Annotated in this window: 17 protein-coding genes and 3 pseudogenes; 8 read left to right on the forward strand and 12 right to left on the reverse strand. The window is 70.1% G+C overall.

Going from position 1 to position 23,694, the window contains the following annotated elements; genetic code table 11:
- Positions 1 to 140: 140 nt before the first annotated feature.
- The 5 genes from AB0E67_RS33580 to AB0E67_RS33600 form a co-directional block, all read right to left on the reverse strand.
- A complete protein-coding gene (locus AB0E67_RS33580) occupies positions 141 to 638 on the reverse strand; it encodes a hypothetical protein (protein ID WP_362034114.1) in 498 nt (165 codons plus the stop codon).
- Between the two features lie 275 nt (positions 639 to 913).
- Positions 914 to 2,449, reverse strand: a complete 1,536-nt coding sequence (locus AB0E67_RS33585; RefSeq protein ID WP_362034117.1) for a hypothetical protein — start codon at positions 2,447 to 2,449, stop codon at positions 914 to 916.
- Positions 2,446 to 3,630 carry a caspase family protein gene (locus AB0E67_RS33590; protein WP_362034120.1) on the reverse strand — a complete coding sequence of 395 codons (1,185 nt, stop codon included), beginning with the start codon at positions 3,628 to 3,630 and terminating at the stop codon, positions 2,446 to 2,448. Before AB0E67_RS33590 ends, AB0E67_RS33585 begins: the two co-directional genes overlap by 4 nt.
- Complete coding sequence (locus tag AB0E67_RS33595; RefSeq protein ID WP_362034123.1) at positions 3,627 to 4,820, reverse strand: hypothetical protein; 1,194 nt, start codon at positions 4,818 to 4,820, stop codon at positions 3,627 to 3,629. Before AB0E67_RS33595 ends, AB0E67_RS33590 begins: the two co-directional genes overlap by 4 nt.
- Positions 4,821 to 5,324: 504 nt before the next feature.
- Positions 5,325 to 5,567, reverse strand: a complete 243-nt coding sequence (locus AB0E67_RS33600) for a hypothetical protein (protein ID WP_362034126.1) — start codon at positions 5,565 to 5,567, stop codon at positions 5,325 to 5,327.
- A 193-nt stretch (positions 5,568 to 5,760) separates the two neighbouring features.
- Between AB0E67_RS33600 and AB0E67_RS33605 the strand changes: the two genes are divergently transcribed.
- Positions 5,761 to 6,003 (forward strand): hypothetical protein, encoded by a 243-nt coding sequence (locus AB0E67_RS33605; protein ID WP_362034129.1) that lies wholly within the window; start codon positions 5,761 to 5,763, stop codon positions 6,001 to 6,003.
- On the forward strand, positions 6,000 to 6,710 hold the full coding sequence (locus AB0E67_RS33610; protein WP_362034132.1) for an SDR family NAD(P)-dependent oxidoreductase: 711 nt from the start codon (positions 6,000 to 6,002) through the stop codon (positions 6,708 to 6,710). The genes AB0E67_RS33605 and AB0E67_RS33610 overlap by 4 nt, the downstream gene beginning before the upstream one ends.
- Positions 6,711 to 6,996: 286 nt before the next feature.
- Here AB0E67_RS33610 and AB0E67_RS33615 read toward each other — a convergent pair whose 3' ends face one another.
- Together AB0E67_RS33615 and AB0E67_RS33620 are read right to left on the reverse strand one after the other, a co-directional pair.
- Positions 6,997 to 7,677, reverse strand: a complete 681-nt coding sequence (locus AB0E67_RS33615; RefSeq protein ID WP_362034135.1) for a DUF296 domain-containing protein — start codon at positions 7,675 to 7,677, stop codon at positions 6,997 to 6,999.
- Positions 7,678 to 7,697: 20 nt separating this feature from the next.
- A pseudogene (locus tag AB0E67_RS33620) lies at positions 7,698 to 7,889 on the reverse strand (hypothetical protein); the annotation flags it as partial.
- Between the two features lie 179 nt (positions 7,890 to 8,068).
- Between AB0E67_RS33620 and AB0E67_RS33625 the strand changes: the two are divergent.
- From AB0E67_RS33625 to AB0E67_RS33635, 3 genes and pseudogenes are all read left to right on the forward strand, one after another.
- Positions 8,069 to 9,601: an FAD-dependent monooxygenase gene (locus AB0E67_RS33625; protein WP_362034138.1), complete on the forward strand. Its 1,533-nt coding sequence runs from the start codon at positions 8,069 to 8,071 to the stop codon at positions 9,599 to 9,601.
- Between the two features lie 27 nt (positions 9,602 to 9,628).
- The gene (locus AB0E67_RS33630; protein ID WP_362034141.1) at positions 9,629 to 9,829 is read left to right on the forward strand and encodes an FMN-binding negative transcriptional regulator; all 201 of its coding nucleotides are present in this window, start codon (positions 9,629 to 9,631) and stop codon (positions 9,827 to 9,829) included.
- A pseudogene (locus tag AB0E67_RS33635) lies at positions 9,747 to 10,064 on the forward strand (FMN-binding negative transcriptional regulator); the annotation flags it as partial. The gene AB0E67_RS33630 and the pseudogene AB0E67_RS33635, both read left to right, overlap by 83 nt.
- A gap of 347 nt (positions 10,065 to 10,411) precedes the next feature.
- On the opposite strand, the gene AB0E67_RS33640 reads toward AB0E67_RS33635, so the two are convergent.
- Complete coding sequence (locus AB0E67_RS33640; protein ID WP_362034143.1) at positions 10,412 to 11,056, reverse strand: TetR family transcriptional regulator; 645 nt, start codon at positions 11,054 to 11,056, stop codon at positions 10,412 to 10,414.
- 139 nt (positions 11,057 to 11,195) lie between these two features.
- On the opposite strand from AB0E67_RS33640, the gene AB0E67_RS33645 reads away from it, so the two are divergent.
- Positions 11,196 to 12,692 carry an MFS transporter gene (locus AB0E67_RS33645; protein ID WP_362034146.1) on the forward strand — a complete coding sequence of 499 codons (1,497 nt, stop codon included), beginning with the start codon at positions 11,196 to 11,198 and terminating at the stop codon, positions 12,690 to 12,692.
- 215 nt (positions 12,693 to 12,907) lie between these two features.
- Positions 12,908 to 14,143, forward strand: coding sequence for a cytochrome P450 (locus tag AB0E67_RS33650; protein ID WP_362034148.1), 1,236 nt, complete (start codon positions 12,908 to 12,910; stop codon positions 14,141 to 14,143).
- Here the strand turns inward: AB0E67_RS33650 and AB0E67_RS33655 are convergent.
- Both AB0E67_RS33655 and AB0E67_RS33660 read right to left on the reverse strand, forming a co-directional pair.
- The gene (locus AB0E67_RS33655) at positions 14,097 to 16,916 is read right to left on the reverse strand and encodes an AAA family ATPase (RefSeq protein WP_362034151.1); all 2,820 of its coding nucleotides are present in this window, start codon (positions 16,914 to 16,916) and stop codon (positions 14,097 to 14,099) included. The genes AB0E67_RS33650 and AB0E67_RS33655 overlap by 47 nt on opposite strands.
- A 256-nt stretch (positions 16,917 to 17,172) precedes the next feature.
- A complete protein-coding gene (locus AB0E67_RS33660; RefSeq protein ID WP_362034168.1) occupies positions 17,173 to 19,164 on the reverse strand; it encodes an AAA family ATPase in 1,992 nt (663 codons plus the stop codon).
- Positions 19,165 to 19,775: 611 nt separating this feature from the next.
- Here AB0E67_RS33660 and AB0E67_RS33665 point away from each other — a divergent pair.
- Positions 19,776 to 21,234: pseudogene (locus tag AB0E67_RS33665) on the forward strand (NF041680 family putative transposase).
- Between the two features lie 123 nt (positions 21,235 to 21,357).
- Here AB0E67_RS33665 and AB0E67_RS33670 read toward each other — a convergent pair.
- Positions 21,358 to 22,872 (reverse strand): prenyltransferase/squalene oxidase repeat-containing protein, encoded by a 1,515-nt coding sequence (locus AB0E67_RS33670; RefSeq protein WP_362034153.1) that lies wholly within the window; start codon positions 22,870 to 22,872, stop codon positions 21,358 to 21,360.
- Complete coding sequence (locus AB0E67_RS33675) at positions 22,869 to 23,693, reverse strand: glycoside hydrolase family 16 protein (RefSeq protein ID WP_362034156.1); 825 nt, start codon at positions 23,691 to 23,693, stop codon at positions 22,869 to 22,871. Before AB0E67_RS33675 ends, AB0E67_RS33670 begins: the two co-directional genes overlap by 4 nt.
- Position 23,694 lies beyond the last annotated feature (1 nt).

Consider the following 23,694-nt stretch of genomic DNA (forward strand, 5'->3'; position numbering starts at 1 on the left):
ACCCGTCGAGTACGAGACCAACTACTACACGGAACTGACAAAACCCCAGGTCACAACCACAATCTGAGATCTCTACCGAACCCGGGGCGGTTCAGACTGACCTACGGTGGGTGGTTCACTCCAGAGGACCAGCCTCAGTCCTACTGGGATTCCTCGGAACCGCTTTCGCTCGCTCCAGCGATCTTGCCACCGACGAATACCACGCCCAGCCCGAGGGCGGCTGCACCGGCAGCTGCCACCACCTTCATTCCCGCCCCCAGGAACTGCTTGCTCTCGCTGTCCTTCTCGCCTACCCGCTGTACGTTTTGGTCGAGGCGGTCATGGAGGGCCTCCCGTTGCGCCCAGCTGAGGTCGTCCCGACCAAGGTCGGCCTGGAGAGCGTCCCGCTGGTCCTGCGAAGCTTTGTAGAAGTGGTTCTGACTGTTCTCGTTGGCTGCAAGAGTTGACTTGTGGGCCTCGGCGACCGCATCGATGTCGGCCTTGCCCAGGTCCTTGAAGGCGGGGAACTGCTCGATGAGCTTGAGTCGCACCTCGGTGGCCATCTCGGGCATCGCTGCCGCGAACTTAAGCACCTTGTCCTTGGAAAGGTTCCGCCAGTTCGGAATACCCAACTTTCGCTTGACCGCTGCTTCGTTCACGTAACCCATTCCCTGACTCCGTTCGTCGTCCCGTGAGGCGTCCTGGATAGTAGCGGTGCCCACCGACAAGCCCATGGTCCTCGGCCTGCTCGCCATGACTCCTTGAGCCGTATTCGGGGGTCAGGTGCACCCACTGCGCGCCAGTCAACTGCACGACCCGACCGACGGTCGCATGGTGGGGACGACACGATCACAGAAATCAGCTCATCTCCGAAGGCCGGCCAAGGTCGAGCACCGGGGCCGGAGGACTGTTGTGTGGGCCTGGACATGGGCCCCTACGGCGACGATTGGTGGTGCCCTCGCAGTAGCACGGCCAAAATTTGCTCGGCCTCGGCAGCGTCCACGATGTGCAACTCCCGGCGCGCGCCGCCCACACTGAGCTCTAGGCGCTGCACCAAGCCCTGTATCTGAAGACGGGCCAGAACGGCCGCCACTCGACCCGCTCGCAGCCCCGGCAGAGCCACCGCGATTGCATCGCGGCCCGGCACCAGCGACACGTCAGTGGTCATCCCCTCGTCAAGGAGCCTGCGGGCCAGCCGCCAAAGCAGCATTGGGTCCTCGTCCTCAACGATGAGCCACTCGTGCAGCCCCTCTGGCTCGCTGACCATCAGGCCGGGCTCGCGGGACAGCGCCGCCCTTTCGGCAGCGAGTCCGTAATCCCTGCCGTGCGGCGGCGCGCCACTCAGCACACGCCACTGGATCCGCAAGTCGCTCGCGTCCGCATCCGCCTGGAAGGTCAGGGAGTCGCCGGGCCGCGGTCCTTTCGAAGCCCGGGGCTCTGGCCTTTCCGGATGAGCGGCGGTGAATGAGGAGAGTGACGACGGCAGCGATGCGCGCAGATAAGGGGCCAAGAGCCGGCGCAGGGCCTCACCTGGCTCCGGTGCCTGCGATTCCAGCCCCGGGCGGGCCAGCTCCGCGGCGAGTAGGTCCAAGCCCTCGGACAGAAGTGGGGCCCCTCGCACATCGGAGAGTCGGGCCAGGACCCAGGCGAGGTCCCGTGAGTCACCGCGGCGCCGGGCGAGCCACGCTTCCACGGCCAGGACGTCGATCCGAGCGGGGCCGGTCTCATAGCGGTCCCAGTTCATCTCCTTCCACTGGTCGGCACGGTCCAAGTCGCCGCGTCGGCATGCTAGATAGGCCACCGCCAGATCGAAGAGCGGGGTGCCTCGTACACCGGGGTCGTCCCACCAGACCTGCTCCACGACAACGGCCCAGCCCCACTCCCCGAGCCGTAGCGCCTCCAGCAGGGTGAAACCCGAGTCTGCGACGGGGCGGACCTCCACCGGACCCTGCGGTCGATGCTCAGTCGGCCGCAGGGTGAACAAAGATCCCTCCGGCACCAGCGTGCACACCGGACGCCTTCGGCCGCCGCCGACCTGCAGGGCGGCGGGGCCTCCCCGCGGGGTGGCCACCATCGAGGCCCGGCCCGTCGCCATGTCCGACGGGTCCCGTACGGTCCAGTGGCCGTCTGGCTCCCGGCCCCACAGCCGTACCCAGCCGCTTGCGGCCCGGCCGGACTTCTTGGCGCTCGGGCTCTCCCCGTTCGCGCGCCGCGCGGAGAGCACGGCCTGTTGGGTGCGGCCGCCGGTCACCACGACAGGTTGGACCGACAGATAGGGGGACCAGCCGTGGACCAGGCACCGTTCCTCGTGCGGGATCTCCACCGGGGTCGGCATTCCAGCACGCAGCGGGACCCGCGCCAGCCGACGGTTGCCGCGATCGAGGACCTCGGCCGCTCCGACGACCGTGCCCGGCGTGGCACCAGGCACCGCAGGAGCCACGATGTCGACCTGTGCCGTAGCGACGTTCACAGTTCCTGCACCTCCACCGTCCGCGCACGGCAGGGCGCCTGCATCCAGACGTCGTCGCCGCGGCCCCGAAACCGACCGTCAGCGAACGACACCTCAACCCGCACCGGACCGACGGGGCCGTGCCCGATCCAGGGTTCCGGCATCGGCGGGCGGGACGCGTACAGCTTTTGGTGTTCCTGGTCCGTGAGCGCCCACTCGGCGTCGGACAGCGACTCCCCGGGTGATGTGTCGAAGTGGAAGGGGACCGAGGGAGCCTCGTCGAACGAGAAGAGAACGCCGCCCGTGCTGGTGCTCAGCGAGGAGAAGTCGCAGTGCTGATTCGGCAGGACTATGCCGTCCGGCCGCAGTCCTGGCCATGCCATGAGCTCGCGCACGAATTTCCCGACGGTTTCTGTGGTGACCGCCCAGGCATCGCCCGCGGAGTCCGAGTCAGGTGTTCGGAGTGCACGCAGAACCGCCTCGGTGAAGCGGGTGACTCCTCCCAGCGGGCCGTGCGCCTTGGTGCCCGGAAGAGTGGAGTGGACGACGACTCTGTCGCGGGGGCGCGGTCGGCGCGGAGGCGTCAACAGATGCGTGGCGCGGGCATCACCCTCCTCGTACAGCTGTTCCGGGGCGAAACGGCAGGCGTCGACGAAGAAGCACTGGACCCGGGCGTTGTTCTTCTCCATGCCCTCCACCAGAACGCGGAGGTCCACCGCGGTGCGGAAGTAATCCCGTACGTTCTCACCGGTGTCCTGGAGCAGGAGGATCTGAGAGCCCCTTCCGACCTGGACCCCGTGGCCGCAGAAGAAGAACAGGGACACGTTGTCCGGATGGCCGTTGCACCTGTCGTACCAGGCATCAAACGCTTCCTCCACTCCCGCGAGGGTGGCTGGTCCGATTGGCACCTCGGCGCCGTCGTCACCCTTCAGGACCATCTCCTCGCGGGCTGAGACGACCGCTTCGAGGCTGCCGAGCGACATTCCACCGGGCAGGTCCCGAAACCCCTCAAGCAGTCCCTCGCACAGCGCACGCGCGGACGCTGGGGGAGAGGCCAGCTGAGTGAACTCCTTGGAAAGCCGGTCGCCCTTGCGGCCCTTCACGTGCCGTGTTCCGCCCGGGAACCAGTCGTAGGCGCCGACGCCGATCACCAGAGCGTGAGCGGCGGGTCCCGCGTGGCCGCTCTCCCAGACCGTGGTCACGTCGGCTGCCCCACCCTGCGAGCCAGCCGCGCGTGGAAGTCGCAGGACGTGAGATAGCCCCCGTGCGCCCACCAGGACCCGGTGCGGAAGACCAGGTCCTCCGCACCGGCAAAGACCGGCGCGGCCGCGAACGCCAGCGGGTCGGACCGGTCCAGGACGTTGATCCAGCGGACCACGTTCGGCAGCGCGGTGACCTTCAGGCAGCGTGGGTTCGGCACTTTGTGGTCGCTGGACGCGAAGAGTTTGAGCTCCTCGAAAAGGCCGATCTGGGTGCCCACAGTCACCAACAGGTCCACTCGCACATCGGGCCGGAAGTGGGACAGCACATCATGGACGATGTTCCCGCCCATGCTGTGGGCGAGCACCACCAACGGCTCACCGCGCAGATTGGCGTTCCGCGCCGCCTCGTCGAGGGAGTCGGCGATCCGTTTCACGATCTGCCCGGGCATCTTGACGGTGCCGCGCTCGGCGAAGTAGCCCGTGACGTCGCCCATCAGCAGGGCCATTGGGCGAGCGGCCCAGCGGCGGACACCAGCAATCAAGGGGCGTGTGCGGACGGAGACCTCGAGGGCGCGCAGCCGGTGCACCGCGCGGACGGCGCGGGCGGGCAGGCCGCTCTCGGCCCCGAAGCTCTCCCAGGACTGAGAGCCCGCCTCGGCCGGGACGCGGCCCGTGCGTCGCTCCCAGCCGGTGACCTCGTCGTGGAGGCGGTCGAGGAATTCGTCGTCTTCCTCCAACTCCTCGAGCCAGGCGAAGAACTCCGCGCCGTCACCCCGGGTGCCCTCGTCAGTCTTCTCGGCCCAGTACGCGGTGGCCCGCGAGCAGAAGGCCACCAGCTCTGCAAGGGCGCCCGGCTCGGACTCCTCGGCGTCGTTGCCGGCCAGCGCAAGCAGATCGATCGCCCGCTGCAACGAGACGCGGGCGGTGGCCGTTAGGACGTGCTCGGTGTCCCGCTGTTTCGATCCGGCGACGGCGTCCGCCAGAGCTTCGGCGACGGCCTCCTCCAGCGGCTCCTCGCCTTCGCCCCCCAGCGACTCCACCTCGTCCGGGGCCAGCGAGGCCCACCCCCAAGCCGGTTCCGCGACAAGCTCGCCCCACCACGGGTTGGACAGTAGAGCGCCGGGGGAGTGGCCGGTCGCGGGCAGGAGGTGACGGCGCAACAGTTCGTCGCGCAGTGCGGCGGAGCGCATTACGGCGTCGGCCTTCCGGTTCCCGATGCCGTGAACATGTACCAGTGCCACTGCGCCCCCTGACTTGCACTCACCGATAGTCCATTGTGCGGCACCAGTAGGTTCCAGAGTGAGTTGTGCAGAAATCGGTCAACCACCCTGGCGCTAGGTAGGGCTGTCGCACATCGAACCAGGAGGGGAGTTGCATGGTGAGCGGGATCGTGGTGGCGCAGACGACCATTGATGACGAGGACAGGCGCCGCGTTCTCGGTGGCGACGTCGAGGTCCTGGCTGGGGCGGTTCACGAGGTGGCGCGCCCGAAAGCGTACCCGCAGGTCAGAACCAAGGGTAGGGGGGAGCCGAGGTGATCACGTCCGCCAGGAGCCGCGTGTGCAGCTCCGGCATGTCCGTCACACGGCTGCCCGGGTGAGGGAGGCGGGCTGGGGGGAAGGCGTCTTCCCGGACGGTGCGCACACTGCGGCCGACGGGGGTGCGCAGTACCGACCACCGCTGGAAGAGCAGGTCTCAGTTGAGATGCCGGGGCAGGTCATCATGCAGGACCTGGTGTAGGACAGCGCGGTACAGGCCCATGCGCTGACGAGGCTTGCTCATGTCGTACGAGGTCATCCCGGACCAGGCCAGGTGCAGCTCCACGAGCCTCTGGGCCGGGCCGTGCAACTCGTCCAGCGACTCCGGCAGACGCCGCCGCAACTTCTCCCGGTACAGCGCGAGGTCCTCTGCATCCCCGGGCGAGAAGCCCCTTGACACGGATGCAAAAGGCTGTGGGCTGGAGGGCCTGGGTCCATAAAGTCCGCCCTAAGCAGCACGGACTGTCCGCCGTGACGCTCGTTTGACGCTCTGGGCGCTTCCAGGCTGCACAGCGAGCCGAGAAAGCGCCTCTGACCTGGTCTTTTCTGCGACTGACTCAGGCCGACATCTTTCCGATGACGCCCTGGCCCTCATGCCGGCCGCCAAGCACCGCGACCTGGCCACCTACACCATCCAGACCGCCCGGACCCACACCGCCCTCGGCGATGCCGACCGTGCTGTCCACCTCCTGCAAACAGCCGTTCCCGTGATCACCGCCGCCCCGTCCCAGCGGAACACGGCTCGCGCCGCAGCCGCCCGCGCTGAACTCCCGCTCACAGCCAAGGACCCGAAAGTCCAGCGCCTCGACCGACTGCTTGCCACACTGGCCGCATGACCACACACCCCACCCCGCGCGTCGCGCTCGTCTCTGGCGGAAACCGCGGATTCGGCCTTGCCATCGCTACGCGCCTCGCCGAACTGGGCATGCAGGTCGTCCTTGGCACGCGCGACCGCCTCGCCGGCCGGGACGCGGAAGAAGCACTCGGGCGGAAGGGGCTGTTCGTCCACTTCCACGAACTGGACGTCACCGACCCGGCCAGCGTTGCCCGATGCGTCGCCGATGTTGCCGCCCCGCTCGGGCGTCTGGACGTACTGATCAATAACGCAGCCGTCGCCATCGACCGCGGACAGGACGCCGCCGCGCCGGACTTCGAGCGCGTCCGAGCCACCCTGGACACCAACCTCCTCGGCGCGTGGCGACTCGCTGCCGCCGCTCAGGAGATGCGCAAGAACGACTACGGGCGCATCGTCGACATCACCAGTCACCTTGGCTCACAGAACAATATGGGTACCGGAAACGTGAGTTACCGCATCTCCAAGGCCGGTCTCAACGCCCTCACCCAAATCCTCGCCGCCGAACTCGACAGCACAGGCATCCTCGTCAACGCCGCGTCCCCCGGGCGCATGGCGACCCACATGGCTTACGGCGAGACCGACCACACCCCAGAGGACGCCGCCGACACACCTGTCTGGCTCGCCACCCTCCCCGACGACGGCCCCACCGGCGGCCTCTTCTACGAGCGAAAGCCACTGGGCTGGTGACCGTCCGCTCGATACTGCGTGCGCTGTCGCGGGCGGATGGTCCATGACACTGCTGCGGGCAACCTGGCTGTCCCCGCCGAAGGTACGGTTCCGGCCAGGATCTCACCGAGGCGGTCGACCGGATGGGCCGCGTGTACTGGCGCGGGGCGTACGCTGAGGCCGGATCGCTGGTTGCACCCTTTCCCCGACCGCTCAACTTCGCGCCGCCTACTGGCTTGACTCGCCCCACCTGCCCCAGGTTGTAGAAACCGTCCCTGGGCGCCCAAGTCAGTCCGGTGCGGGCTCCTCATAGCAGGTCAGGGCATCGCGGTCCGGGGGAGACACGTAGTTGGTGACAGACAAGTGAGAGCGCCGGTGAGAGGTGCGTTCGAAGGTAAGCCCCTACAGGCGCGGCCGGCGGGGGCTTCCGGGCGGGTGTGCTGCATCTCCGGCGTCGGCACCGTTGCCCTCGGGTTCTCCGCCCTGCGCCCTCGCATCGAGTGCTCGGCACATCGGGCCGGGGCCCTCGGCGACCAACAGTCATGGCCGTCACCCCTGCAAAGTCGAACGCTCTCCGGGAGGTGCCCGAGGCGATGCCTGCCCCTGTCGAGGGGCGCACGGGCTCCTCGTCCGCAGGCTGTCCATGGTCGCGGAAGCTGCGACCTGTTCCGCCTGATGGATGCTGCCGACCGACTGCGACACGTGAAGACCCCCGCCGTCTTGCTTCGGCAGGGGGCCTGCGTGGACAGGGACCGCGTCGGCACGCTGATGGCAGGTCGATCAGTGCCAGGCCCAGCTCGGGGCGGTTGACCTCGGCCAAGGCGACCGGGCTGTCCTTGATGACGACCTCCAGCTTCGGCCAGAGCCGGCCCTCCAGCAGATGCCCGCCGTGGGTTGTGCCGTCCGCCAGACCCAGTACGGCATGCAGATGCGGAGTCGCCCGTCCTGGCCGACGGCGATGTCGCCCAGCAGGGACAGCACCTCGCACTGCTCGTCCACCGCGAGCCGGTAGTCCTTGGCCACCCGGTCGAACCAGCCAACGGTGGCCCGCGAGAACGCCCCCACCGCGGTCACCTGCAACGCCCCGAGCCCCTGTCGCCGGGCGAACCCGCTGGTCTCCGCGACGGCGTCGTGCCTTCGTCGAGGACCAGCACGAAGACGGCCTCCGGGCACTGCTGCACCTGCTGCCACTTCATGCACGCCGGGTACCCGGGCCGGCCGGTGTCATCCCGGGAACCCCTACGCACGGCGTCGGGCGTCGGGCGGCGGGATCACCTGGCCGTAGGGGACCGCTAGGGGTTAGCCGGAGTCTCGCCTCCTCCATAGTGTGCAGCCCTGACCTGGGCAATCGCCCGACCGACGAGGAATGACAGGGTTGTATGGACAGCGTCAGCGTGCTGATCAGTGGGGCCGGGCCGACCGGGTTGACCCTCGGGCTCGAGCTGGCCCGCCGGGGCGTACCGGTGCGGATCATCGACAAGGAGGAGGGCTTCACGACCGCCTCGCGCGGCAAGGCCGGTATCCAGCCCCGCACCCTGGAGGTGTTCTACGACCTCGGGGCCATCGACGAGGTCCTGGCGTCCGGTACGCAGCGGCTGCCGTTCCGGCGCTACCGCCGTGACCGGCTGATCAACGAGACCATCCCGTACCTCGACAACGCGCCGACCCAGGGCGAGCCATTCCGCCGGCTGCACTTCATGCCGCAGTCGCGGGTCGAGGAAATCCTGCGGGAGCGGCTCGCCGAGTACGGGGTCGCGGTGGAACTGGGCACCGAGCTGGTCGAGTTCGAGCAGACGGACGCGGACCGCGTGACGGCCACAGTGGCGACCGCGCAGGGCACCGAGCAGGTGTCGGCCGCGTATCTCGTCGGCTGCGACGGCGGCCGCAGCCTGGTCCGCAAGCGACTCGGCATCTCCTTCGAGGGGTTCACCGAGGAGGACAAGCAACTGATCGTTGGGGACGTGCAGGTCGACGGGCTGGCTCCCGACGCCTGGTATCAGTGGCTGGACCTCGACCTCGGTGTGGTCATGCTGTGCCCGCTCAGCGGCACGCGCTCCTGGCAGATCCAGGCCACACCTCCCTCGGACGCGGGCGGCCGGCCCATGGAGCCGTCGGTGGAGGCCCTTCAGCAGGCCGTCGACCGGGCCACCGGGATGCCGATCCGGGTCCATGACGCGACCTGGCTGTCGGCCTCGCGGATCAACGTACGGATGGCCGACCGGCTGCGGGTGGGCCGGGTGTTCCTGGCCGGAGACGCTGCGCACGTCCACCCCGTGCTCGGTGCGCTGGGCGCCAACACCGGCGTCCAGGACGCCTACAACCTCGGCTGGAAGCTCGCGCTGGTTCTCGCCGGGGCGGCGCAGGAGCTGCTGGACACCTATCAGGAGGAGCGGCTGCCCGTGGCGCGCTGGACGCTGGACACCAGCGTCGCCAGCACCAGGGCCGTGTTCGAGGAGATGACCGGCGGCATCGGCGGCGCCGAGGCCGGTCTGACTCAGGAGACCCTGCAGCTCGGTCTGGAGTACCGGGCCAGTTCGCTCAGCCGCGCGATGCTCGGAGAGACCGGTGGTGGCGTACAGGCGGGCGACCGTGCCCCGGACTCGGTGTGTCTGGACATGGCCGGTCAGCTCGTCCGGCTGTTCGACGTGTTCCGTGGCCCGCATTTCACGCTGCTCGGCTTCGGCGCCGGCTGCGGGACGGCCTTGCGCGAGGTGGCGGCCGCGGGCCCGGACGACCTTAGGACCTGCCTGCTCGGCGAACGGCCGGCGGCGTACGGACTCGGCGCCGACACGCTGGTCCTCGTCCGCCCGGACGGATACATCGGGCTCACCGCGCCGTCGGGGGACAGTGCGGCGGTGCTCGGCTACCTCGGTTCGCTGCTCGGCGGCACGGTGTCCGCCGCCACCGCCTGATCAGGCCTCACGGAAAGGAGAGCGCAGATGGTCTACCGCCCCGACTACTTCCGGCCGCCGGACCTGGAGACGCAGTGGGACCTCATCGAGGAGTACCCGCTGGGCCTGATGGCGCTGTCGGTGGAGGGCCGGCCCGCCGCCGTCCATGTCCCCTTCGTCCTTGACCGGCACGCCTGGCCGTACGGCAAGCTGCGCGGGGCATCTCTCGCGGGGCAACCCGATCTGTGAGGCGCTCGCCGGAAATGTCGAGGTGGTGGTGGCGTTCCTGGGCCCCAGCGCCTATGTCTCGCCCGACCACTACGCCTCCCAGCCGCACTTCTCGACCTGGGCCTACGCCGCCGTGCATGTCATGGGCCGGCCGCGGCTGCTGGACGAGGTGCGCACCATGCGCCAGCTCGACGATCTGATCGAGGACCAGGAGAGCCGGCTCGCGCCCAAGCAGCCCTGGTCCCTGCCGCGCAGGGCGAGTGCGCTGTTTGACGAGTATCTGCGGCTCATCCAGGGCTTCGAGATCCCGATCGGGCGCATCGACGGTGTGTACAAGCTCGGCCAGAACAAGTCCCCGGCCGACATGGCCTCCCAGGCGCGGGCCTTCCGGGAGCGCGGTGGACAGCATGGAGCGGCTCGCCGACTACATAGAGCGCCACAACGACCTGCTCGGGCAGGAGCCCGGCCACGGTTCAGATCAGCCCGCGGAGGGGGCGGACTGACCCGGCGTAGGACGGGAGTACGGCGAAGGCGCCGCCTCTTCGGAGGCGGCGCCTTCGCCGTGCTTCACTTCTCGTGCCGGTTCTTGTGCTGCTTCTCAGGTCACTTCTGCGGCGCGACGCCCGCCAGGCCGTGGCACAGCAGGGCGTAGGCGTGGTCGGCGTCGGCGACCGCCTCGGCGTGGACCTCGTCCGCGGACCGGCCGGCGACGATGCGCTGCCAGTTCACCGACGCCAGGATGCGCTCGGTGGCGATCACCTGGCCGGCCAGCAGGGCGGCGGTGATCTCGCGGTCCGAGTCGAGCGCGCTGGCCAAGGTCTCGGCCAGCGCCTCCTCGGCCTGGGCCAGGTACTTGCTGACGCGCGCCACGAGGCTGGGCGTGGAGTACACGAGATGGTGAAAGGCCAGGACGCCCTCGTCGTCGTTGAGCCCTGTGATGGGGTCCCGGGCCGCCAGCCCGTCTAGGAAGTGTTGGTGCAGCGCGTCGATCGCGGACACTCCGGGCGGCCGCTCGGCCACGATGCTGCTGGTCACCGTCTGGTGGTCGGCGAAGCGGTGGACGACCAGGTCTTCCTTGGTCGGGAAGTACCTGAACAGCGTGGGTTTGGAGACCTCGGCGACCGCCGCGATGTCGACGACCGAGACATGGTCGAACCCGTGCTCGAGGAAGAGCGTGATCGCCGTGTCGGAGATCGTCTCTCGCGTTCGCTGTTTCTTGCGCTCTCGCAAGCCCATCGGCGCATTCACCGGGCCATCCTAGCACATCTCTTACCGGGACAATCAGGTGACCGAGTCTGTGAATTGACTTGGTTAAGTAATCCGCTGTAGTGTCCGCCGCGGAAGACGGACGGGCTGCCGCCCGCGCTGACGGAAGGACGAGCAGGACATGGCACAGGCAACAGCGGCCTCCACCGTGAGGTCGGTGCGCTACCGGTGGTGGGGGCTGGGGGTGATCGCCCTGGCCCAGCTGATGGTCATGCTGGACATGACCATCGTGAACATCGCCCTGCCCTGGGCCCAGCAGGACACCGGGATGTCGGACGCGAGCCGGCAGTGGGTGGTGACCGCCTACACCCTCGCCTTCGGCGCGCTGCTGCTGCTTGGCGGACGCGTCGGCGATCTCGTCGGCCGCAAGCGCGCCTTCATGGCCGGGGCCATCGGCTTCGCCGCCGCGTCGGTGGCGGGCGGCGCCGCTCTGAACGCGGAGGTGCTCGTCGCCGCCCGCGCTGCACAGGGCGTGTTCGCCGCGCTGCTCGTCCCCTCGACCCTGGCCATGCTCGCCACCACCTTCACCGAACCGCGTGAACGGGCCAAGGCGTTCGGTGTCTTCAGCTCGGTCGCCAGCGCGGGCGGCGCCATCGGACTGCTCGGCGGTGGTGTGATCACCGAGTGGCTCGACTGGCGCTGGTGCTTCTACGTCAATGTCCCGATCGGCGCGGCCGTGGTGGCAGGGGCCTGGCTGCTGCTGCCGGCCATACCCGCCAACCGCCAGCGCGTCGACGTACCCGGCGCGGTGCTCTCCGCCCTCGGGATGCTCTCCCTCGTTTACGCCTTCGATCAGGCGGCCACCCACAGCTGGACCTCGGCCCGCGTCCTCGGCTGCCTCGCGGCCGCGCTCGTCCTGCTCGCGGCGTTCGGCCTGGCCCAGGCCAAGGGGTCGGCTCCGCTGCTGCCGCTGCGGCTGGTCGCCGACCGCAACCGGGCGGGAGCGAGCCTGACCATCGCCCTGGCCATGGTCAGCCTGTTCGGGCTGTTCCTGATCCTCACCTACCAGCTCCAGGTCGTCATGGACTTCTCGCCGCTGCGCACGGGCCTCGCGATCCTGCCGGCGACCGTGGCGACGGTGCTCACCTCCACTCAGGTCGCCGCCCGGCTGGTGCCCCGCGTACCGCTGCGCATGCTGGTGGTGCCGGGCCTGCTCATCGCGATGCTGGGCCTGCTGAACCTCGGCCGGCTCGCCCCCGACAGCTCCTACGCCTCGACCCTGATGCCCACCCAGATCCTGCTCGGCATCGGAGTCGGGCTGGTGATCTCGCCCTGCATCAGCGCCGCCACCTATCGGGTGCCGCCGCAGGAGGTGGGTGTGGTGTCGGCGTTCGTCAGCACCTCTCAGCAACTGGGCGGCTCCATCGGCACGGCGCTCCTCAACGCCATCGCCACCGGCGTCACCGCCGACCAGATCGCGTCCGGCGGCCGCGGCAAGCGGGCCGTCACCGAGGCGACCGTGCACGGCTACGCCGTCGCCAGCCTGTGGGCCGCAGGCATCACCGGTGTCGCCGCGCTCCTCGCGGGCCTGCTGATCACCATCGATCTGCGCAAGCCCGCACAGGCCCCCGCCGAGCAGGCCCGGGCCGTGGAAGGCGATCTGGCGCCCAGCAGCTGACCCGCCCCGAAGATCAGCAGCCGCCGGGTGACATCCCCCGGCCCGGTGGCTGTTCAGGCCGCCCGCCGAGACTGACCGTCAGACCCGGTGGGCGGCCCCTATTAGGCCCCTACACCCCCTCTTCCGACCGTGGATCACCGCCGCCGGGGCGGGGCGTACGTAGGCTCAGTGCGATCCGCGAACGGCCCGTAGCCGTCATTTCCGAGGAAGTGCCCATGATTCAGGATTCAGCCCCGCTGGAACTCGACGACGCGTTCATGCAGGACCCCCACTCCGTGTACGCGCGCCTGAACGCCAAAGGCTCGGCGCATCGGGTGATGATGCCTCCCGGGGTTCCCGTGTGCGGCGGCCTGCCGGTCTGGCTGATCACCGGATACGAGGAGGTGCGCTCCGCGCTCGCCGACCCCCGGTTGAGCACCGACCTGAACAGGACGGACCGGCTGTTCGCGCAGAACGAGCCCGACCGCAACAAGCGCGGCGCCTTCTCCTCCGCCCTCGCCACCCACATGCTGCACTCGGACCCGCCGGACCACACTCGGCTGCGCAAGCTCGTGAACAAGGCCTTCACCAGCCGCGCCATCGAGAAGCTCCGGCCGGCGATCGAGCAGATCACCGGCGAGCTGCTCGCCGCGCTCCCGGACGACGACACGGTCGACCTGCTGGACACGTTCGCGTTTCCGCTGCCGATCCGGGTGATCTGCCTGCTGCTGGGCGTACCGCTGGAGGAGCAGGAGAACTTCAAGTCCTGGTCCAAGGCACTCGTCTCCGGCGACTCGCCGGCCGCCACCGCCGCCGCCTCGACCGCGATGATCGAGTACCTCGGCGAGCTGATCGAGCGCAAGCGCCGCACGCCCACCGACGACGTCCTCGCCGCCCTGGTCTCGGCCCGTGACGTCGACGACCGGCTCACCGAGACAGAATTGGTCTCGATGGCCTTCCTGTTGTTCATCGGCGGCCACGAGACCACCGTCAACACTCTCGGCAACGGCACGCTGCACCTGATGCGGAACCTGGACCAGTGGGAGGCGCTGCGCCAGGACCGCTCCCTGCTGCCCGGCGCCGTGGAGGAGTTCCTGCGGCTGGAGAGCCCGCTGAAGCACGCCACCTTCCGCTGCGCCACCGAGGACATGCGCGTCGGCGACACCGAGATCCCGGCCGGCGACTTCGTGCTGCTGGCACTGGCGTCCGCCAACCGGGACCCGGAGCGCTTCGGCGATCCGTGCACGCTGGACGTCCGCAGGCCCACCGGCGGCCATGTCGCCTTCGGGCACGGCATCCACTACTGTCTCGGCGCGCCGCTGGCGAGGATGGAGGCGCAGGTGGCGTTCGGCGCCCTGCTCGACACTTACCCCGCCATGCGTCTCGCGATCGACCTCGACGATGTGCGCTGGCGCACCAGCACGCTTATCCGCGGGCTCCACTCACTGCCGGTGCGGCTGAACCGCCCATAGTGTCCAGTCCCTGCGGCAGTTCGTCACGGCGGGACAGGTTGAGCTTGCGCAGGACACGCGTCATGTGCTGCTCGACCGTGCTGACCGTGATGAACAGCCGGCGCGCGATCTCCCGGTTGGTGTGCCCCCTCGCAGCGAGCGCGGCGACCCGCAACTCGGCCTCGGACAGCACGTCGTGCGCCTGCTCGGACGCCTCGTGCCCGGCCGCGCTGGCCCGGCCGTCGGCCGCCCGCTCCGCGTCGGGCAGCAGGTTCTTCGCGAGCGGCTCGGCATGGCATTTCTTCGCCATCCGGTAGGCACGCCGCACGATCACCCGGGCCCGGTCGGACTGCCCGAGCAGATGGTAGACGCGGCCCAGATCACCGAGGGCGTGCGCCAGCAGCAAGTCGCTGCCCGAGTCCTGGAGTTCGTCCACGGCCTCTCGCAGCGCCCGCAGCCGCTGCCGGGGCTCCATCGTCGACGCCAGCAGCCGCAGGGCGTTGCCGTGCACCCGCGGGCAGCCCTTGTGCCGGGCCAGTTCCTCCCGCAGATGGCTGACGGCCTGGTCCGGCTCGCCCAGCCGCAGCCGGGCCTCAGCCACCCCGGTGCGCCACGGGATGAGCGTGGCGTCGCCCATCCCCCAGCTCTCCAGCGCCTTGCCGCAGGCCAGGAAGTCACCGAGAGCCGCCTGAAGACGCCCCGTGGCCAGATGGAAGCGGCCCCGGGCGTACAGATAATGCTGGCCGAACAGGGTCTGGAACACAGCCTCGGGCACCGGTCGGCTCAGTCGGGCCCGCGCCTCGTCGTAGCGGCCCATCGCGGTCAACGCGGACACCGAACTCACCAGCGGCATAACGATGCTGAGTCCCCAGCCCCGCGACGACATCCGGGACAGCGCCAGATCGCTGTGCTTCTCGGCCTCCAGCAGTCGGCCCTGCCTGATCAGGTTCGCCGCCCGCAGCGAGGACAGCAGCGCCTCCCACGTCGGGATGTTCCGCTCCCGGGCCGCCTCCAGCAGCGTGGTGCACCAGGCGTCGACCTGCTCCGTGCGGTCGGCGTAGTACAGCGTCATCAGCGCCAGCGGGATGGTCTCCAGCGTCGGCGTCAGACTGGACATCTCCAGCATATGTGTGGCCCCGACCACCGCGGGCTCCGCGTCACCGCCCCGCAGGACGAGGGACAGGGCAGCGGCCGAGTGCAGAAGCGGCTGCGCGGCGATCGCCGCGGGCGCGATCTCGTCGGCGACGTCCAAGGGCACATTGCCGAACATGCGCCGGTGGAACGGCGGGCACAGTACCGACAGCCACCGTTGCAGCGCCCCGACCTCCTCCGCGCCTTGCTCGCCCGGATCGTCGGCCAGTTGCCGGTCGACCAGGCGCAGCACGTCCGCGGCCTCGTCCACATGGCCGTGCCACACCAGGTTCTTGATCAGGGACATCGCCCCCGAGGTAGCCGTCAGATGCCCGGCCTCCAGAGCCTCCTTGAGTTCCGGAAGCCGGCGCATGGCCTTGGCCGGGGCGACCTGCCAGGCGGACAGCGTCCGCTGGAATAGGATCGACGCCCGCAGCGGCCCGTCCGGGCATATGGTGTGGGCCAGGTCGAACAGCTGCATCGCCTTCGGGAACTCGTCGTGGGCGAGCGCTTCGGCCGCTGCCTCCCGGAGCAGTGGGGGCACCCAGGATTCCGCGATACCTCCCGCCGCCACGATGTGCTCGGCCACCGTGGCCGGATGCGCACCGTTGTCGTGCAGCAGCACCGCCACACGCCTGTGCAGCCGGGCCCGTTCCTCGGCGGAGACCTCGCCGCCCAGCACCGTGCGCATCCTCGGATGGCGCAGCTCCGGACCCGCCAGCAGGCCCGCCTGGGCCAGCTCCTGGAAGAGCCGGGTGGGCGGATTGGTGCTGTTCCGGTCGAGCAGCACCGTCAGGGCGTCCGGCCCCAGCACCGCCAGATGCCGGGCGAGATCGGCCGCAGGGGCGCTGAGCCGGTGCACACAGTCGGCGACCGCCGAATCGAACATCTCGCCAGCGACAGGCCGTAAAGCGGCTGCCTCCGTGCCCTGCAAGGCGTTGCGGGTGTCCTCGATCAGCGCCTGCGCCAGCAGCGGGCTGCCGCCGCTCGCCGCACGGAATTCCTCGGCGCCGGCCTCGTCCACCGGCACGCCCAGCCGGTCGGTGAGCAGCAGCCGGAGGTCGTCCGTGGTCAGCGGAGACACCCGCAGCTGATGGAAGCCGGGCTGCCGGGCGAACTCGGCGCGCGCGGCGGAGTACGGAGGCAGGGCCCCCGGCCGGTCGGAGAACACCGCCAGGACACGCGAGGTGACCATGCGGCGGGCCAGATGCCCGAGGCAGCCCAGCGACTCGGGGTCCGCCTCGTGGATGTCGTCCACGGCGAGGACGAGGGGCTGCTCGTCGGCCAATTCCATGACGACCGTGCAGAATTCGTCCATGGACTTGTCGGGTTCGCCCTCCGGGGACCGGGTTACCGCCGCGAGGCTGCGGCCGACGGCCGCGAGAGTGTCACTCCTATGCTGTGAGGCTCCTTTGAATCGTCCTGTGTGCCACAGGAGTTGCTGGACCACGCCCCATGCATTGGAGCGTTCCCTCGGTGAGCAGACCGCCCTCAGGACGAGCGATCCGGATTTCTCCGCTTGCTGGGTGAATTCATGCAGGAGGGCCGTCTTGCCGACCCCCGCAGGGCCACTGACCAGGGCGATTGGACCCGCTCCGCAGTCGCGTGCGGTCAGCAGGTCATGCAATTGAGTGAGTTGTACGGTCCGTCCAGAGATGGACATCCGCAAGATTCCCCCTGTGGTGCCGAAGCTTCGGTATGTCTTCAGCCATCCTGCAACTCCAGGGAGTCCACAGTGCGATCAGTGACTATCGCCACAGCGATTTGGCGCAAGTGCGACCGTCGGGGGCGGAAATCCGGCCAACTTCCAAACAACGGCGACCAACGGCCCTGATCCGCCGTGGAGTTCGTCAGGCGGCCCTGAAGAAAATGCGGCCCAGGGGAGTCCCGGGCCGCACATCTCGGCCACATCAGCGCCGTCAGGCGGCGAGCGGTTCCGGCAGGGGCCTGGCGTGCAGGACCTCCAGCCGGGACACCGCACGCGTCACCACCACGTACAGCCGGTGCAGTCCGCGCGGCTCGGACTCGACGATCGCCGCCGGCTCCACCACCACGACGTGGTCGTACTCCAGGCCCTTAACGACCGTCGCGGGCAGCACCGTCACCCGGGCGGCCGTGCCGACCTCCTCGGCGGTCGCCGTCTCGATGCCCGCCTTGCGCAGGGCCGCCGAGGCCGCGGCCACCGCGCCGTCGGCGGCGATCACGGCGACCGACCCCTCACGGTCGAGCGCCGCGCGGACCGCGGACACCGTGGCGGCCGCCACGTCGTCGACCTCACTGACCGTCAACTTGCCGTCGTGGCGCAGCGAACGGGCCGGCGGCACGTCCACACCGAGGGCCCCCACCAGCCGGTTGGCCAGCTCCATCACCGCGGCCGGGACACGGAAGCCGGTGGTGAGCGGGACGACCGTGGCCTGCGCCTTGCCCAGATACGTCAGCTGCTCCCGCCAGGACCGCGCCGACCAGGGCGCCGTCGCCTGCGCCAGATCACCCAGCACCGTGATGGAGCCGAACACGCTGCGCCGGGCGATCGCCCGGCACTGCATCGGCGACAGGTCCTGTGCCTCGTCCACGACCACATGGCCGAAGCCTTCGGGGCGCTCGATGAGCCCCGCTACCTCGTCGAGCAGCAGCATGTCATCGACCGACCAGGAAGCGCTCTTCTCCGACCTCGGCGGCTTGGCCCACAACAGCGCCCGCTGCTCGGCCGCGTCGAACACGCCGTCCGCCGCCTCCTCCATCACCGCCGGGTCGCTCAGCAGCGCGGCCACGACCTCCTCCGGCCGCGCCACCGGCCACGCGACCTCCAGCAGCGCGGCCACCGGCTTCGAACGGCCGATCTTCCGCGCCCAGGTGACACTCTTCGGTCCGGCCCGCCGCTCGGCCTGCTGCTGGATCAGCGTCACCACCCGCGACCGCACATGCTCACGCCCGACCCCGTACGGCACTCCCATGCCCCGCACCTCGTCGATGACCCGGGCCAGGTCGTAGGAGTCGACCCGCCAGCGGTACGAGCCGTCGGTGACCGCGATGGACTCCTCAGGGTGCCTCACCCTGGCGTACAGGGCCCGCTCCAGGACGGCCGCCATTCGGTCGCTGTGCTTCAGGACGCTGACGTCCTCCCCGTCCACCCGCTTGACAGGGTGCCGGGCCACCACGTCCTCCACCGTGAGCTGCGCGATGTCGATCTCGCCGAGCGATGGCAGCACCTCGGAGATATAGCGCAGGAAGGTCCGGTTCGGGCCGATGATCAGCAGACCGCTGCGCTGCAGCCGCTCCGGGAACGTATAGAGGAGATAGGCCGCGCGGTGCAGGCCCACGGCGGTCTTGCCGCTGCCTGGCGCGCCCTGCACACACACCGACTCGTTCAGCTCGCTGCGGACCAGGTTGTCCTGTTCCGGCTGGATGGTGGCGACGATGTCACGCATCGGGCCGAGCCGGGGCCGCTCGATCTCCGCCGCGACGATCGCGCTCGCCGCGTCGCCGTCGCCCTCGGCCCGCGCGTGGTCGAGATGCTCGTCCTCCAGGCCGGTGAGGTCCTCCGGAGCGCCGTGGCTCCAGGGAGCCCAGCCGAAGCGCCGTCGCACCGCGACGCCGCGCGGTTCCAGGGCGCTCGCCTGGTAGTAGGTGCGGGAGACCGGCGCACGCCAGTCGATCACCAGGGGCGGTGCGGCCGGGTGTTCCGAGACCCGCCTGCGCCCGATGTAGTACCGCTGCCGCCGGTGGTCCCCCGCGTCCTCGGTGTCCTCGAAGTCGAGTCGGCCGAAGAACAGCGGGCTGTCGGGCTCCTCCGCCATCTGCCTTGCGCGGGTCCGCAGATAGCGGCCGAGCGCCTCGGCGCTCGCGCCGTCGCCCGACACGTCCTCGCCCGCGACGACCTGGTACTGGGCATCGTCCACCTGGCGGGTCATCGCCTCGCGGCACATCGCAACGTAGGCACGCTCCAGGGCCAGCTCGTCGTCGAGTCCGACGGCCTCCTGGGTGCCGTACGTGTCCTGGACGTGTGACGTCATCGATCGACCTTTCCGAAGTGACGGCCTTGCGCTCCGCCCGGCGGGACCGGACGACGAATTCCCGGTCACAGCATAACTGAACCGGGTTAATAGACTGGCTTGGTTGTGTTATTGGCGGGCAGGGGGAGGGCTGGGTGGCGATGGGGTCTCCCGCGCACGCCGACCTGGGTCAGCGTCAGGCCGCGGCCTGCGTCTGCGCTGGGCGGCGGCCCGGGGCGCTGAGGGGCCGCGACCTGAGTAAGCATCGGGCGGTGCCTCATCTCCGCCGGGCCTCGACCCGGGGGCGCGACCCTGGGTAGGGTCGGACAGCGGCTGGGCTTCGCCGGGACCCTACCCGGGTCGGCATCGGGCGGTGACCTCTGGCACCTAGCTTGATCTTTAACGTCCGATGTCGAATGGTGCGTCGAACTTGATCACTCGGTCCGGTAACCGGCGTACGCGGAAGCGGCCTTCGTCTGAACATGTGCTCCGACCAAGGAACACACACGTCCAGCACGAAGGCCGTGAGGATGAGTCTGCTGCATCACGAAGCCCGGCGAGAGCCGTTGGCGCAACTGTCATGCTTCCGGGGCGAGTTCTACTCCTGCCTGGCCGCTCGTTCGGACGCGTTGTTCGAGCTGGCTGATGCTGTCCTGTGCGGCGACGGGCCGGTGAGGTCGCTGGCCGAGCTGTCGCTGGTGGGTGAACACCGCCGCGGCCACGGCGGGCTCTACGCCGCGGTGGCCCGTGGACGCATTGATGCCGACCGGCTGCGGCGGGCACTGGCCGAAGTGCCACTGCCCCGGACTACCGACGGCAGGCTCGTCCTCGCTGTCGACGTCACCTGCTGGCTGCGGCCAGACGCCCACACCTCACAGGAACGGATCCTGTGCCACACCTACGGCCGGGGCAAGGACCAGCACATTCCGGTCCCCGGCTGGCCTTACTCGATCGTCTGCGCGCTCGAGCCGGGCCGCAGCTCATGGACCGCACCCCTGGACGTGCTTCGTCTGTCGCCCGGCGACGACAGCGCCACCGTCACCGCCCGGCAACTGCGCGAGTTGCTTCAGCGACTGATCAACGCGGGGCAGTGGCAGACGGGCGACCCGGACATCCTCATCGTCGCGGACGCCGGATACGACGCACCCCGCCTCGGCTTCCTCCTGAGGGACCTGCCCGTGCAGGTGCTGGCCCGGATGCGATCGGACCGCGTCCTGCGCAGGGCTGCCCCACCCCGGCTGCCCCACACCCAGGGACGGCCGCCCCGGCACGGAGGCGAGTTCGTCTTCGGGCAGCCCGAAACCTCGGACACCCCGGACACCGAAACCGTCACCGACACACGCCTCTACGGCACGGCCACCGCCCGCTCCTGGAACCGGCTCCACCCCAGGCTGACCCACCGCTCCTCGTGGGCCGCGGCCGATGGCACCCTCCCGATCGTCGAGGGGACAGTGATCCGCCTGGACATCGACCACCTGCCCAGCGGAGCCGCCCCCAAGCCGGTCTGGCTGTGGTGGTCAGGCACCGACGCCACCCCGGCAGACGCAGACCGTCTGCGGCAGGCCTACCTGCGACGTTTCGACATCGAGCACACCTTCCGCCTGTTCAAACAGACCCTCGGCTGGACCTCCCCGAAGATCCGCACCCCCGAGGCAGCGGACCGATGGACCTGGCTGATCGTCGCCGCCTACACCCAACTGCGGCTCGCTCGCCCGCTCGCAGCCGACCTGCGTCGCCCCTGGGAGAAACCAAGTTCCCCGGACAAACTCACTCCCGCCCGTGTCCGCCGCGACTTCCGGCACATCCGCCCACAGGCCGCCTGCCCGGCCAGAGCACCGAAACCCTCCCGACCCCGGCCCTGGACGACCACCAGGCCGAAAGAACACCCGACCCACCCCACGCCACGACGTGCACACACCCCGCAAGACGCAGCCGGCGAAACAGCAAGCAAAGAACTCAACCACCCCGCGACCACGCCGCACAGGTTAAAGATCAAGCTAGGGGCCGCGAGCTGGGCAACGTCCGGGCAGCGCCTGGTCTCCGCCGGACGACGACCCGTTTCGCACCCCGCACCGGGCGGCGTCCCGGGTCCGCACCGGGGCGAAGCTCAGGTCAGCGCCGGGCCGCGAGCAGTGCTCCCAGTACCGCCGCCCGTACCAGATGGGCAGGTGCGTACAGCTCCTTGCCGATCCACAGCGGGGGGTGGCGTTCCACGTCCAGGCCGTGTTCCAACAGGAAGGAGCAGCCCCGTCGCACGGCCTCGACCGTCGCCCCTGAGCGGGCGTCGGTCGTCAGCTCCAGCAGGGTGCGTACCGCGTAGGCGGTCTCCTCGGCCGTGCCCTCCCAGCGGCCCCACGAGCCGTTGCCGCGCTGCCGCTGCAGGAGCCAGTCGACGGACCCGTGCAGGGAGTCGGCCGCGTCCGGGCCTGCGTACCGGTGCAGGGCCAGGGCGCAGCGCATCGTCGCGAAGTAGGGGGAGGCGTGCCATTTGTCGGACCAGCTGCCGTCCGGCTGCTGGCGGTTCCGCAGCCATGTCGCGATCCGGGCTACGGCGTCCCGGTAGCGGTCGGCGTCGCCGGCACCGTCGGCCAGGTGGCAGCCCAGGGCCTCCAGGATGTGCGCGTTGGTGGTGGTGGAGGCCTCGTGTTCCGGGATCGTGGACATGAAGTGGGTGCCCGCGTCGTACTGCCACAGATACTCGGGTTCCTGCGGTTCCCCGAGGTGGGCCAGGGCCGCGAGCACGATCGCGCTGGTCTCCGCCTCGTACGCGAATCCCGGCGCGGTCGGAGCACCCGACAGGCCGACGTCGCCGGGCAGTTCCTTCAGCAGCGGGGCGAGCACTTCCCGCGGCACCCCCGCGGTCGCCAGGTTGCCGGCGATCCACGCCCGCTCGTAGAAGACGAGCGAGGTCATCGCGGTAACCGGGCCACCGCCCCGCTCCTGGGCCTGCCGCAGGAAACATACCGAGGGATGCGCGGGCTCGGCCGGCTCGCGCGGGCCGAGCCAGGCCGCGGTGGCGGCCGCGGAACAGCCGACGACCCCGTCGACCGGCTCCATCTCCGCGGCGCCGACGGCCGCAGGGCCGACGATCTCCAGATAGTGACCAGCGAGCGGATTGCGCCAGGCACCGCAGCGCAGGGCGCGCAAGGCGTCGTCGGTCAACCCGTGCGGCAGCGCCAGCGGTTGGGCCGCCGCGTCCCCGAGGACGGCGAGACGGGCGTTGACGCCCTCCACCAGCGCCGGGATCAGCATGAAGAACACGACCGTCGACGGAACCGGCTGGGCCACCAGAGCGGCCGCCGCCGCTAGCCCCCGCTGCGCGGCCTCGACGAGCGCGGCACGCGGCAGGGGCGACGCCTCGCCCTCCCGGCCCAGCACGGCGATCAGCGCCTCCGTCGCGCTCAGCGTCGGGACCAGGGCGTACCCGCCGGGCCCGGCCCAGCTTCCGTCGGGCCGCTGCTCGTCCAGGAGATGACGGACCCGGGCGGTGTCGCCGTCCAGCCAGGGGGCCAGCGAGACCAGCCGGGCCGTCTCGTACACCGAGGGACCCAGCGCGCCGGTCGGATCGTCCAGCACCCGGTCGACCAGCTCCGCGACGAGCGCGTCGAGATCGGGGCCCGCGGTCACGCGGGGATCTCCTCGGAGACGGTGATGCTGTCGACGAGCAGCGACGACGGCAGCGTCGAAGGGTCGGGGTCGCCCGGCAGGACCGGGCCGCCCGGGCTGCCGATGATGATCGCCAGACAGAAGTACACGGGCTGGTCGAACAGCCAGCCCTTCGGGGTGGTGTCCTGCGGGGTCAGCCGCAGATACTCGCGGCCGTCCAGGTACCAGGTGATCGAGTCGGGGTGGCGCCGCCAGACCGCCGAGTAGGTGTGGAAGTCCGCGCTGAGCGGACTGCCGTCCTCGGTGGTGGTGCGGGCGCCCATGCCTAGGGACGGGATCTGGTGGCACTCGGGGGAGTGGACGGCACCCCACACCGAGTCGGGCTCGGAGCCCAGCGCCTCCAGGACGTCGATCTCCCCGGCCCGGTACCACGCCTGCACCGGGTCCTCGTCGCCCCGGTGCCGCAGCTGAGTGCCCCAGGCCCACAGCGCGCAGTCCAGGCCGGGGCCAGCTGCGGTCTTCACCCGGGCGTCAAGGCGCAGCGCGCCGCCGGGACGCGGCACGAAGTCCTCGCGCCGGGTCTCCAGCCACGCCGCCCGGTACTGCCCGTCCTCATGGGTGGCGGTGATCCTCAGATGCCCGGCCCCGTCCAGGCCGACGTTCGCGGGGTCGTCGGTGTGGAACTCGATGCCGGCTCCGAAGGGCTGCCCGGTGACGACCTGCCACAGGGCGGGATCGGGCGGCGACCCGGCCGGGCCGTCGAAGGTGCCCTGCCACAGGACCCGCCACGACGACGGCGGCACGGTCCCGGTGGACGGGGCGGTGGCGTGCTTCTGGTTCACG

Origin of the sequence: Streptomyces sp. NPDC032161 (genome assembly GCF_040636995.1) — a bacterium.
GTDB lineage: Bacteria > Actinomycetota > Actinomycetes > Streptomycetales > Streptomycetaceae > Streptomyces.

Excerpts from the sequence above, each read along its gene's own strand:
- AB0E67_RS33625 (WP_362034138.1), top strand. The coding sequence starts at position 8,069 with ATGGACAGCGTCAGCGTGCTGATCAGTGGGGCCGGGCCGACCGGGTTG.
- AB0E67_RS33655 (WP_362034151.1), bottom strand. The coding sequence starts at position 16,916 with ATGTCCATCTCTGGACGGACCGTACAACTCACTCAATTGCATGACCTG.
- AB0E67_RS33605 (WP_362034129.1), top strand. The coding sequence starts at position 5,761 with ATGCCGGCCGCCAAGCACCGCGACCTGGCCACCTACACCATCCAGACC.
- AB0E67_RS33610 (WP_362034132.1), top strand. The coding sequence starts at position 6,000 with ATGACCACACACCCCACCCCGCGCGTCGCGCTCGTCTCTGGCGGAAAC.
- AB0E67_RS33630 (WP_362034141.1), top strand. The coding sequence starts at position 9,629 with ATGGTCTACCGCCCCGACTACTTCCGGCCGCCGGACCTGGAGACGCAG.
- AB0E67_RS33660 (WP_362034168.1), bottom strand. The coding sequence starts at position 19,164 with ATGACCCGCCAGGTGGACGATGCCCAGTACCAGGTCGTCGCGGGCGAG.
- AB0E67_RS33595 (WP_362034123.1), bottom strand. The coding sequence starts at position 4,820 with ATGCGCTCCGCCGCACTGCGCGACGAACTGTTGCGCCGTCACCTCCTG.
- AB0E67_RS33650 (WP_362034148.1), top strand. The coding sequence starts at position 12,908 with ATGATTCAGGATTCAGCCCCGCTGGAACTCGACGACGCGTTCATGCAG.
- AB0E67_RS33645 (WP_362034146.1), top strand. The coding sequence starts at position 11,196 with ATGGCACAGGCAACAGCGGCCTCCACCGTGAGGTCGGTGCGCTACCGG.